10 protein-coding genes are annotated in these 11621 nt (G+C 46.9%); 5 read left to right on the plus strand and 5 right to left on the minus strand.

Going from position 1 to position 11621, the window contains the following annotated elements; all coding sequences use genetic code 11:
- Positions 1 to 3: 3 nt before the first annotated feature.
- Positions 4 to 1197 carry a bacteriohopanetetrol glucosamine biosynthesis glycosyltransferase HpnI gene (hpnI, locus tag NC980_RS04940; protein WP_190377676.1) on the plus strand — a complete coding sequence of 398 codons (1194 nt, stop codon included), beginning with the start codon at positions 4 to 6 and terminating at the stop codon, positions 1195 to 1197.
- Here the strand turns inward: hpnI and NC980_RS04945 are convergent.
- Positions 1194 to 2516 carry a D-alanyl-D-alanine carboxypeptidase gene (locus NC980_RS04945; protein ID WP_190377677.1) on the minus strand — a complete coding sequence of 441 codons (1323 nt, stop codon included), beginning with the start codon at positions 2514 to 2516 and terminating at the stop codon, positions 1194 to 1196. The genes hpnI and NC980_RS04945 overlap by 4 nt on opposite strands.
- A gap of 277 nt (positions 2517 to 2793) precedes the next feature.
- A complete protein-coding gene (locus tag NC980_RS04950) occupies positions 2794 to 3027 on the minus strand; it encodes a Nif11-like leader peptide family natural product precursor (RefSeq protein ID WP_190377678.1) in 234 nt (77 codons plus the stop codon).
- Positions 3028 to 3198: 171 nt separating this feature from the next.
- Between NC980_RS04950 and NC980_RS04955 the strand changes: the two genes are divergently transcribed.
- Positions 3199 to 3825 carry an HAD-IA family hydrolase gene (locus NC980_RS04955; RefSeq protein ID WP_347272621.1) on the plus strand — a complete coding sequence of 209 codons (627 nt, stop codon included), beginning with the start codon at positions 3199 to 3201 and terminating at the stop codon, positions 3823 to 3825.
- Positions 3826 to 3900: 75 nt separating this feature from the next.
- Here NC980_RS04955 and NC980_RS04960 read toward each other — a convergent pair whose 3' ends face one another.
- Positions 3901 to 4815, minus strand: coding sequence for a branched-chain amino acid transaminase (locus NC980_RS04960; protein WP_190377679.1), 915 nt, complete (start codon positions 4813 to 4815; stop codon positions 3901 to 3903).
- A 189-nt stretch (positions 4816 to 5004) separates the two neighbouring features.
- Between NC980_RS04960 and NC980_RS04965 the strand changes: the two genes are divergently transcribed.
- Both NC980_RS04965 and bioD read left to right on the plus strand, forming a co-directional pair.
- On the plus strand, positions 5005 to 6858 hold the full coding sequence (locus NC980_RS04965; RefSeq protein WP_190377680.1) for a serine/threonine-protein kinase: 1854 nt from the start codon (positions 5005 to 5007) through the stop codon (positions 6856 to 6858).
- Positions 6855 to 7559: a dethiobiotin synthase gene (gene bioD / locus NC980_RS04970; protein ID WP_190377681.1), complete on the plus strand. Its 705-nt coding sequence runs from the start codon at positions 6855 to 6857 to the stop codon at positions 7557 to 7559. The genes NC980_RS04965 and bioD overlap by 4 nt, the downstream gene beginning before the upstream one ends.
- On the opposite strand, the gene NC980_RS04975 is transcribed toward bioD, so the two are convergent.
- Both NC980_RS04975 and NC980_RS04980 read right to left on the minus strand, forming a co-directional pair.
- Positions 7543 to 8523 carry a glycerate kinase gene (locus NC980_RS04975; RefSeq protein WP_242027047.1) on the minus strand — a complete coding sequence of 327 codons (981 nt, stop codon included), beginning with the start codon at positions 8521 to 8523 and terminating at the stop codon, positions 7543 to 7545. The two genes, bioD and NC980_RS04975, sit on opposite strands and share 17 nt — an antisense overlap.
- Positions 8524 to 8622: 99 nt before the next feature.
- Complete coding sequence (locus NC980_RS04980; RefSeq protein WP_190377682.1) at positions 8623 to 9660, minus strand: hemerythrin domain-containing protein; 1038 nt, start codon at positions 9658 to 9660, stop codon at positions 8623 to 8625.
- 246 nt (positions 9661 to 9906) lie between these two features.
- Between NC980_RS04980 and crtO the strand changes: the two genes are divergently transcribed.
- Positions 9907 to 11583: a beta-carotene ketolase CrtO gene (crtO, locus tag NC980_RS04985; RefSeq protein ID WP_190377683.1), complete on the plus strand. Its 1677-nt coding sequence runs from the start codon at positions 9907 to 9909 to the stop codon at positions 11581 to 11583.
- Positions 11584 to 11621: the final 38 nt, after the last annotated feature.

Raw genomic sequence — 11621 nt, forward strand, 5'->3', positions numbered from 1 at the left:
CAGATGAATGACCCGCTTGTTCCAAGCCTAATTCAGATTGCAGGAACTTTGCTTCTTGCAATCTTTTTTGTTCTGAGTCTATCAACCGTTATTTTTTATCTGTTTTCGATCGCGGCTGCCATACAGTTCTTTAGCGCTAAGTCCGAGCAGAATTTTGATTTTCAGCCCCCCATTACAGTCCTCAAACCCGTCTGTGGACTTGATGAGAACACTTATGAGAATCTTGCATCATTCTGCAAACAAGACTATCCGAACTATCAGATCATCTTTGGAACCCAAGATCTGCATGATCCTTGTACTGCGATCGTCCAGCAATTAATCCAAGACTTTCCCGACCAAGACATTCAATTCGTGATTGATCCAACCGCAATCGGCATCAATCCCAAAGTAAATAACTTACATAACATTGCCCTCAAAGCAAAGCATGACCTTTTAGTTCTGGCAGATAGTGATATTTGGGTTGATCCGAACTATCTTAAGCAAGTGATACAGCCTTTGAGTGATTCAACCGTTGGCGTTGTCACTTGTATGTATCGATCACGCTCTCAAAATCTCATTTCTGCATTTGAAGCCTTGAGTATTTCAACGGAATTCTTTCCAGGTGTGCTTGTGGCTCGAAAGCTTGAGGGAATGGCGTTCGCGTTTGGCGCAACGATCGCACTCAGGCAATCTGTCTTAGCTGAGATTGGAGGATTTGAGGCGATCGTGAACTATATCGGAGATGATTTTCAGCTTGGCTATCTCCCAGCGAAAGCAGGTTATAAAGTTGTACTTTCAGAGTATGTCGTTGATCATGCTCTTTCAACGGCAACAATTTCAGAACTTTTAAAGCATCAAACACGCTGGTTTCGCAACACACGATTTGCTCGATCGTCGAGTTATTTTGGATTAATTTTCACTTACGGAACCATCAGCAGTTTGTTATTTTTCACAATGACACAAGCTTCTGTTCTCGGTTGGATTGTCCTAATTACAACTTGGACAGTGAGGTACTGTGCGGCTTGGTTGATTGGAGTGAATTGCTTGCAAGACGCGATCGCGAAACAACTTCTATTACTTGTGCCCCTGCGTGATTGTTTAAGCTTCTGTCTGTGGTGTTATAGCTTCTTTGGCAATACTGTAGAATGGCGAGGGCGGCGACTCGAACTTACAGCGGGGGGCGCGATCGTCAATGATGTACCACCCGCTATGAGCTAGTTTGCTTTCTCAATCACAGATTTAAGATTCGCTCGATCGCGATTGGATGCAAGCTCATTTGGAGCCGTTGGCACTCGTCCCCACTGATTTGACAAGGTATTCAGCAATGATTCTTGCCCTGCCCGAAAGCCTTCTAAGTTTGCACCACCACCGTTCATGATCACAAACCAAACAATGCCTTTTTGACTGGTCGGTAATGCTCCTGCGAGTGCGCTCACTTCGTTTAAGCTACCGGATTTTGTCACTAATCCAGTTGGCAGCTTACGCCCGTCAAGAATGCCCTGATCATTACCCACGATCGCGAAAATGTCCCCGATCGTCATCTTGGCAGGCTTAAGCAACTGATCGATCGCCAGAAACATCGAACAGACCGCCCGCGGAGAAATGCGATTTTCAACCGCCAAACCTGAACCATTGACTAAAATGACTTCATTCTGAGGCACACCTGCTGCTTGTGCTGCTTTGAGTGAAACAACTTTTGCACCTCCAACCGAGCTTGCAACAATTTCTGACATTGCGTTATTGCTGAAGCGATTCATCTTCTTCAAAAGTTCTGCTAAAGGTAGCGATCGGTGTGTCGCAATCTGTGTAAACTGCGGAGGATTCGCGGCGACTTTAACACGACCCGCAATCGCAATCTGAGGCTTCGAAGTCCCAGCAGGAAGCGTTTGATGTTGCGAGATCGCCTCACCCGACCAAGTTTTTGAATTCAATCCTTCTTTGAGCAATGTTCCTGCCTTGCCCAAATCTGTCTCGAAGTTCATAAAGAACTGTCCAGTCACTATCAGATCACCTGTGACTTGTTTAATGCCAAGCTGATTCAGCGCATTACCCAGCGCGATCGCTTCTTCCCAAACAAAAAACGGATCACTCCCACCCCGAACAATCAAATCTCCTTTAACAATGCCGTTTTCAACTGTTCCAGTTGTTCCAATCACCGTTTCAAATCGGTGATCCGCGCCAAAGGTTTGCAGTGCAGCCAGAGACGTTGCAACCTTGGTTAAGGAAGCAGCCGACAAAGGCTTTGTGCCTTGATGATTTGCCAGTAAGGTATCACCCAATTGAATCCAAATACCTTGATTCGCTTGCGAATACCCTTGCGCCGACAGCTTTGAGAGATATTGCTGAACGATCGCGCTGGTATTGGGATCAGGGGTAGTGGGTGCAAGAGCTAGCGGTGCCGTTGGCGCAGGAGGCGGAAATACAACTTTACGGCTGGCTTCTTCAGGTTTAGGGCTGTCAGCAGGGGGCGATTTTGCCACTTCTAACTGGGTGCATCCAACCAACAGCAGGCAAACAAGCAAAGCAGAGTGGCGCATGGAGAGAATCAGCAACAGAATCGGAATTCAGCTTAGCTTATTTTGGTGGCGTTGCTGAATTGGAGTGTGTTCTCTCTCCGTTTGCGGCGGTTGCTGCCCTCATCCCCTAACCCCTTCTCTCCCTAAATCCCCCCAATTTGGGGGACTTTGAGGAAAAAAGAGGTTTCTAATGCGATGATTTCTTCAAGTTCAAAGTCCCCCAAATTGGGGGATTTAAGGGGCTGAAACCGATAACAACGAAGCGGGAAAGAGATGTGTGTATACAGTAGCTCCTCACCTATCGGGGAATCAAACGCTGTCGCCCACCCACTCCTGGATTAAACAAAGCCGCAAGCTCCGACGCAGGAAAACGATTGACCCACTCCTCCACCTCCGACTCAGTGACTGCGTAACCGCGATCGTTGGCAATCTTGACAAAGGTTTCAGGATCGCTCGTTGCTTGTAAGCGAACTTTGAGCGCATGATCTTTTTGAACCGCTTTAAACAGTTCAGCAGCATGATGTTGCGACATAATACAGTTCCTCGCAAATATTAAACTGGCAAAATAGAGAAAGAACGTGGTGCTAAGATCTCTACCCATTCAGCCTAAAGAATTCTGAGAGGAGTGATTCAGACTGACATGAAAATTGATTAGACTGTAAATGAAGATTAACCCTATTCTTGCGATTTTTGAACTTCACCTGTGAAAGTTATTTTGTTTGATTTTGACGGAACCATTGTTGATAGCGTTGAAATTGGGATTGCAATTACAAATCGTTTAGCGATTCGATTTGGATTTTCTCCTTTTGATGAAGAAACCTTAGAAGAACTTAAATATTTGGGATCAAGAGAAGCCCTCAAGCGATCGCAGATTCCCGTCTGGCAGTTGCCTTTTCTGATTCGTCGCTTTACTCAAGAACTAAATCAAGAGATCCCAAATTTGCAGCTCTTTCCCGGAATGCGAGAAACATTACTAGAACTAAAACAGCAAGGATACTGTTTAGGAATTGTTTCAACCAATTCTGTTAAGAACATTCAAGAGTTTCTCAGGGTGCAAAACCTGACATCTACGTTTGATCTGATTTCTGCAAATTATGCCCTATTTGGTAAAAGTCGATTAATTCAGAAAATCATCCGACACAGAAAGTTTGATTCCAATCAGATTTATTATGTCGGCGATGAAACTCGCGATATTGAAGCCGCCAAAAAAAGCGGCGTTTACTCTGTTGCGGCAACTTGGGGATTAAATGCGGCTGAGATTTTGAGCCAGAACGATCCTGATTTTTTGATTCATCACCCGAAAGAACTCCTGCACTTATTAAGCAGCTGACATTAAACAGTTGACAGTCCCGTCGCTAAAGCAAGTGGGAGCGTCAACTGAACTCTAAAGTTGCATATCGCCTATCTAGCCAATATCGATCGTGTTCACCCATTCCCGATAGCGTTCATCCCGGTTTTCAGTTACAGCCGTTAGCACTTCGCGTAAGCGATCGGTAATCGGTCGAGTTGTGCCAAATTCAAACGTTTCAATCCGCTTCACTGGAGTAATCTTCGCAGCGGTTCCACTCAAAAAGACTTCATCGGCGATGAACAACTCTGATTTATCGACTGGGCGCTCCACAACTTTGATTCCCAAATCACGAGCGATCGTCAAAATACTGTCCCGCGTAATCCCTTCCAAAATATCTTGGTCGTATCCGGGCGTAATCAATTCCCCGTTTCGCACCACAAAAATATTCATGCCCGATGCCTCGCTCACTTTGCCTTGCGAGTTGAGCAAAATCGCTTCATCAAATCCAGAGGAAACTGCTTCAGTTTTGGCAAGCGAAGACGTGATATAAGCGCCGCTGATCTTGCCGCGTAACGGTAAACTGCGGTCTTCTTGGCGATACCAGGAACTAATTCGGCAACTCACTCCTTCTGGAGACAAGTAATCGCCTAACTCTAGCCCGTAAACAAAAAAGTCTTTCTCAATATTGTGCAGACGGGGTGCAATTCCCAGATCTGAAGTGTAGACAAACGGACGAATGTAGAACGATCGCTCCGGTCGATTCTTCTTCACAAACTCGGTGATGATGCTCTCAATCTTATCCGCAGGCAAATCGTAGCTCAAGAATTTGGCGCTGCTGCTGAGGCGTTTGCAGTGTCGATCGAGCCGGAATAACAGCACTTGATTGGAATTTTCAGGATTAGGAATGCCGCGCAATCCGCCAAACGCGCCCGTTCCATAATGAAGTGCGTGCGTTGCGATCGACAAATTCGCCTCAGCAAACGGCACAAATTGATTCTTGAAATACGCAATGGGAAGAAAAGTGTGCATGGAAATTGGGTAAGACCTCAGAAAACGGCAATCGTACGCGCGATAGATTTCCTAGATTACCTTGAAATTTCAGTTCTCGACTGCCCGATCGAACCCTAATCTAAATTATCTGCAATACGATATAACTAATTACTTGGAACTCCGGTTCTTTCTTGTCCCTCTAGTGATTTGTACGCGATCGAGATCGATATGCAGCCACCTATTCCAGCCTCCACGATTTTACAAAGCCGCTACCGCGTTCTCAGCGTCTTGGGACAGGGAGGATTTGGACGAACATACCTTGCAGAAGATCAAGGACGCTTCAACGAACTGTGTGCGATTAAGGAGCTCACACCGCCGCAAGATAATCCTTACGCCCTAGAGAAATCTAAAGAACTCTTTCAGCGAGAAGCCCAAACGCTTTATGCAATTCAGCATCCCCAAATCCCACAGTTTCGCGCCACGTTTGAGCAGGATCAGCGCTTTTTTATTGTGCAAGATTACGTCGAGGGCAACACGTATCGATCGCTTCTGGATGAACGCAAAGCGCGGGGATATGTGTTTTCAGAAAGTGAAGTAACGCAGCTTATTCGGCAGGTTTTGCCTGTGCTGGGATACATTCACGGCAAAGGCATTATTCACCGGGATATTGCACCGGATAATATTATTTTGCGCGATCGTGACAAGCTTCCCGTGCTGATCGATTTTGGTGTGGTCAAAGATCTCGCCACTCGCATTCAGGCACAAGAAACCAATAAACAACATACAACGGTTGGCAAACTCGGTTATGCACCAACCGAACAAATGCAGACCGGACGCGCTTATCCGAATAGCGATTTGTATGCGTTAGCAGTCACGGCAGTCGTGTTACTCACCGGACGAGAGCCACAAGATTTGTTTGACGAAAATACAATGACCTGGCGATGGCAGCGATTCGTAAATCTAGAGCCAACCTTCGCGCAAGTGCTGAATCGAATGTTGAGTTATCGAGTCGGCGATCGCTTTCAGTCTGCAACCGAAGTGATTCAAGCGCTGCAATCCCCCGCAACGATCGCACCCTTGCCTGCAACTCCACCGCCCACCAACGTACCACCCACGAATATTTCTCGTGCTGAAACGGTAGCGATTGGTCATCGCAATTCTCCCACCGTTGCGCCCACAAACTTACAAGCACGCGACTCCTCGGTTCCGACTCGCAGTTCTTTCTGGGATGATCCGTGGGCAGTGTTCGCGATCGGCACCGGATTAGTGCTGCTCACCGGATTAGGCGCTTGGACAATTACCCGCGCTTTGATGAACGCAAATCAGCCGACTGCGTCTCCCACTCCGACTCCAACGATCACAACTTCTCCCACTCCGACCAAAACTCCCACGCCTCGCCCTTCACCCACTCCCACTCCCACTCCCACTCCCAGTCCAGTGAGCTACAGTCAACAATTAGATTTATCAGGTGGAACGGTCAATCGGAGTGGAACTTTGCGATCGAATGAAACCTTAAACTTCATTGTTCCTGCGAATCAAGGACAGCGCTTGAATACCAGCTTGGGTAGCGAAGGCGTGTTGCTCAGTGTGTTAGCTCCGAATGGTGATCCAGTCGATAACGCTGCCAGTCGCGTTTCTAACTGGGCTGGCGAACTTCCCTTTACAGGAAACTACACGGTACAACTCAGAACCGTTAAAGGAATTCCTAAGAGCGACTTTAAGCTGAACGTGACGCTGCAAACGCCCACGCCTCCGTCGCCCTCAGTTCCTCCATCTCCTAATCCTATTGTGACCGAAGAAGTGATTACGATTCCTCAAGGTCAAACCGGAACCCAAGTAAGTAATACAGCAGATGTGAATACAACGCGCCGTTATTTAATTAATGTTCGACCCAACCAAGCTTTATCGCTGAATATTTCTCAAGGTGCAAGGTTTACAGTAAGATACCCCAGTGGGGAGCCTGTTGAAGATGCAGTAAATCTGCGATCGTGGCAGGGCATTGTCCCGCGGGGTGGTGCTTATCAAGTGGATGTCACCAGCGATCGCGAAACTAATTTCACATTAAGTGTGGATGCGAAATGATTCCGAATGCACTTTTAATTACGGGAACGGATACTGATGCAGGTAAAACGGTATTAACGACTGCGTTGATTGCATATTGGCAAAAGTATTGTCAATCGCGTTCTCTAGGCGTAATGAAACCATTGCAGACGGGAGTGGGCGATCGTGAACTGTATCGTCAATTATTTGAGTTGGATCAAACCCCAGAAGAGTTAAATCCACTGCATTTTGAGGCTCCACTTGCGCCCCCGATCGCAGCCGATTTGGAGGGCAAGCGAGTCGCCCTTGAGCCTGTTTGGAAAGCGTTTGAGGCGTTGCGGCGCCAGCGTGATTTTGTGCTGGTTGAGGCATTAGGCGGATTAGGATCGCCTGTGACGCATGAAACCACCGTTGCAGATTGGGCTTGGGATTGGCATTTACCCGCTGTATTAGTGGTGCCTGTGAGATTAGGCGCGATCGGGCAAGCGGTGGCGAATGTGGCACTGGCGCGACAATCGAAAGTTCATCTGAAAGGAATTGTGCTGAATTGTATTCGATCGAGTTCCGATGAAGAGATTGAAAACTGGGCATCGGTCAGCTTGATTGAACGATTAACCGGAATACCCGTTCTCGGATTGCTGCCTTATTTAAGTGATCCAACTGATGTAGAAAAATTGGCTCAAGCGGCGGCAAATTTAGATTTAGAGCGGCTCATCCCTGACATGGTTAAAGGATTCGCGTAAGTGTATGTTCTGCTCCGATTTCAAGCACTAAGTCTACATCCCTCGATTGTTCCACTATCGGTGTAATGAACAATTTGGGATGCAATGCTTTCCAGAAGTATTCAACAAATTGATCAATCTCTGCATCACTCATGCCTGGTTTGCCCTGAGCGATCATTTGATGTTCTGCTTGTTTACGCCATTGCTTGCTGAGTTGATAGTCTGGAACATACAGAACAATTAACCGATCGAGCAATTCCCATAGGGGTACATAGTTCCTCAACTGCCGATTCATATCTCGCGCAAACTGGCGATCGTCCTTGGTGACGATCGGCGCAATCCTAAATTCAGACTCAATCGGACGCACTCCAACAAACCAGCCTTCAAACAATACGATATCTGCATGATCAATCATTTCCGGCTGAGTACGATCGCCTTCTCCACCAAAGGCAGACTTATCAAATCGAGGCAGCGCGATCGGAAATTGACCTTGCTGAAATTGGGTCAGAATCTTGATTCCGAGTTGAACATCATGCGTTCCGGGTGGCCCGCGCCGCATCATGCGCGGATCAAGAGTTCTGAGGGCAACCCGATCCACATACGACAAATACAAGTCATCGATCGACCAGCTAACCGCACGCAGTCCAAGCTGACTCAAAATCACAGTCAGCATTCGCGTTAAGGTCGTCTTTCCCGTTCCCTGCCCACCTAAAAAGCCTTGAATTAAAGCGCGATCGCTCGGTTTCCAGTCTGCAATCTGCATAGCTAAGGGTAGCCATAGATTCCAGAGAGTATCGAGCGCAGGAGGTAGTTTTAGTTCAGTGCAAAGCTCAACGATCGCGCTATAGCTCCGATCAAACAGTGCCAGGCGCGACTGAATATGATCGTGAACATTGCTTGCATCAATTCCAAAAGTAGGATTTTGTAGTGCAAAGGATTCTAAGCGCGATCGATCATGAGAGCGAATTAGTTCTTCCAGAGTCATAAGATGATTATCTACAGAAAATCGGGAGGCTGGCAACCAACCCCCCGATTTAAAACCCCTTAAATCAAACCCTGATTTAGAAGACAGTCATCACTCAAACTACATGCCCGCAGCTTGGCGTTGAACTTCGCTCTTCTTCGCCTTGAACTCAGATGCGATTTGCTCTAGTTGCTGATCGCTGAAGTTATCGCGCAGTGCAGCAAAGAAAGTGCTTTCTTCTTGGCGAACGTGATCCATGATTTCGTCCATCAAGCGGTTCAGCGAGGACATAAACTCATCCGACATCATATCCATTTTTTCCATCGCATCGAGTGCGGGGAACCAGGAATTTTGCTCATCATACAGTTCTTGCAGATCGCTTTCTGCATACTTACCGCGAACTGCCGGATAAGCCACTTCGTTTTCTGCGATCGCATGAGCGCGAAGGTCGCCGCTCAATTGCATGAAGAATTCTTTGCGCTTTGCAGGATCTTGAGTGCCTTTGATTTCAGCAAACAGAACATTCACTTTTTGGTGATCCATGCGGAGCACGTCTTGAATGTTCATGTCAGACTTGTCGGTGGTTTGAGTAACAACGCTACCGACAACACCCGTCAAGGCGGCAACTGAATCTTGAACTCGTGCCCACAGACCTTGATCTGCATCCATTCCGGTGAGTTCACGCACACCCAACAGTTCGATTACGCCTTTCAATTGCTCTTGGTGAGCGCGGTTTTCAAAGTTAACGGTGTTGAGCGGAGCGATTGCAGCTTCGATGTCTGCGCCAACTTTTTGAGCCGCTTTGTGAATAACAATCCCCGACATTACTTGTTGGTGCTTCAGCAGTTCATGCTGGAAGACCTTTTCAAACAAGGTAAGTTCAGAACCTGACATCATTTCATCAAGCTTCTTCACCATTTCGGCGATCGTTTCTTTCGGCTCAGACTGAACGCCGTATTGCACAATTACTGTATCCAAGATGCCCAGGTTCTTCTGGTCGTCCTTCAACATATCTTGAAAACGCTTCACCAACTCAGAGTCAGTGGTTGCCGAGATGAACCTTTGTTCGTTTGCAATAAGAAGTTCTTGGACAGCTTTGATGTCTGCAAGCTTCATCGCGATCGCTAGACGCTTGGTATCATCCATTGTTGCTACCATTTTGTGTTCTCCACTTGTTTAATTATTCTTAGGATCGGCATCCATTCAATTCTGAGTTTGCCGCACCCACCCGAAAGCAACATCTTTCCGTTGGTTGACTTAAAAGTGCGCTAAGTTACCTCACAGAAGCCTGGAAGATTCACCTTTGGGTAGGGGAAGATTGGCGCTTCGTACTAGAAAATTAACAATAGGCAACTTGTCGATAGATTCTTCTAAGCTAAGATCTAGCGATCGGAGAGAGCCGGGATGTCTAATTACGATGTGATTATCATTGGTGCAGGTCATAATGGTTTGGTCTGTGCTGCTTATTTGCTTAAAGCGGGCTACACAGTTCTGTTATTGGAAAAGCGTCCGGTTCCGGGAGGAGCGGCAACGACTGAAGCACTCATTCCAGAGTTGCCAGAGTTTAGGTTTAATCGATGCGCGATCGATCATGAGTTCATCCATTTAGGCCCGGTGGTTGAGGAACTAGAACTCACGAAGTATGGATTAGAGTATCTTTACTGCGATCCAGTTGTCTTTTGTCCGCATCCTAATGGAACTTATTTTCTGGCGCATCAATCCGTTGAGAAAACTTGTGCGGGAATTGCTCAATATAGTGAGCGAGATGCTAGAAAGTATGCCGAGTTTGTGGATCTATGGCAGCGCACGATCAATGCCATGATTCCGATCTTTAATGCGCCGCCAAAGTCAGTTATTGATATTGCTCGGAACTATGACGTTAAGAAGGTTAAAGATTTTCTATCCGTTGTGGGTTCGACAAACAAAGCTTTAGATTTTGTCAGAACGATGCTTTCGAGTGCAGAGGATATTCTGCATGAATATTTTGATACCGAGACTGTAAAAGCTCCTCTGGCTCGGCTTGCCGCAGAAATGGGGGTTCCACCCTCGCAGAAGAATCTAGCGATCGGAGCGATGATGATGGCAATGCGACATCATCCCGGAATGGCACGTCCGAAAGGCGGAACAGGCGCACTTACCGCAGCATTGGTGCGATTGGTAAAAAGCTTGGGTGGAGAGATCTTGACGGAACAAATGGTCAAGCAGATTTTGATTGATGACGGTCGCGCAGTTGGAGTCCGAGTGGCGACAGGTCAGGAATATCGCGCAAAACATGGTGTGATCTCTAACATTGATGCCAGAAGAGTGTTCTTACAGTTGATTGATCCAAGCGAGGTCGATGCTGCTGATGAACATTTGCGAGAACGGCTCGATCGTAGAATTGTGAACAACAATGAAACGATATTGAAAATTGATTTAGCAATGACAGAACCGTTAAAGTTTATTCATCACGATCACAAAGATGAATACCTGATCGGATCAGTGCTGATTGCAGATTCAGTCAAGCACGTTGAGATTGCTCATACTGATCCGGCGATCGGTCGAATTCCCGATGCTGATCCATCGATGTACATTGTTCAACCGACAATGCTCGACCCCACAATGGCTCCCGAAGGACATCACACAGTTTGGATTGAGTTCTTTGCACCGTATCAAGTCGAAAATGTGGAAGGAACCGGATTGAATGGCACAGGTTGGACAGATGAACTCAAGAACAAAGTTGCCGATCGTGTGGTTGATAAACTAGCGGATTATGCGCCGAATGTGAAAACGGCAACGATCGGACGGGCTGTTGAAAGTCCGGCTGAACTTGGTGAACGGCTCGGATCATATAAAGGCAACTACTATCATATTGATATGACGCTAGAACAAATGGTGTTCTTTCGACCGCTGCCGGAAATTGCTAACTATAAAACGCCGATCGAGAACCTTTATCTCACAGGTGCAGGAACACATCCAGGCGGCTCGATTTCGGGGATGCCCGGAAGAAATTGCGCTCGCGTGTTTCTTCAGTCTAAGCAGTCTTTCTTGCAACCGCTTCGTGATGCTGGAAGCTTTGTGAAATCTGCGTTCAATCGATAAGAAATAAAGGATTCCGAGTCAGATCGGAATCCTTTGCT

It is taken from the genome of Leptolyngbya sp. AS-A5, from assembly GCF_039962495.1.
GTDB lineage: Bacteria > Cyanobacteriota > Cyanobacteriia > Leptolyngbyales > Leptolyngbyaceae > Leptolyngbya.

Excerpts from the sequence above, each read along its gene's own strand:
- hpnI (WP_190377676.1), top strand. The coding sequence starts at position 4 with ATGAATGACCCGCTTGTTCCAAGCCTAATTCAGATTGCAGGAACTTTG.
- NC980_RS04945 (WP_190377677.1), bottom strand. The coding sequence starts at position 2,516 with ATGCGCCACTCTGCTTTGCTTGTTTGCCTGCTGTTGGTTGGATGCACC.
- NC980_RS04950 (WP_190377678.1), bottom strand. The coding sequence starts at position 3,027 with ATGTCGCAACATCATGCTGCTGAACTGTTTAAAGCGGTTCAAAAAGAT.
- NC980_RS04960 (WP_190377679.1), bottom strand. The coding sequence starts at position 4,815 with ATGCACACTTTTCTTCCCATTGCGTATTTCAAGAATCAATTTGTGCCG.
- NC980_RS04965 (WP_190377680.1), top strand. The coding sequence starts at position 5,005 with ATGCAGCCACCTATTCCAGCCTCCACGATTTTACAAAGCCGCTACCGC.
- bioD (WP_190377681.1), top strand. The coding sequence starts at position 6,855 with ATGATTCCGAATGCACTTTTAATTACGGGAACGGATACTGATGCAGGT.
- NC980_RS04975 (WP_242027047.1), bottom strand. The coding sequence starts at position 8,523 with ATGACTCTGGAAGAACTAATTCGCTCTCATGATCGATCGCGCTTAGAA.
- NC980_RS04980 (WP_190377682.1), bottom strand. The coding sequence starts at position 9,660 with ATGGTAGCAACAATGGATGATACCAAGCGTCTAGCGATCGCGATGAAG.
- crtO (WP_190377683.1), top strand. The coding sequence starts at position 9,907 with ATGTCTAATTACGATGTGATTATCATTGGTGCAGGTCATAATGGTTTG.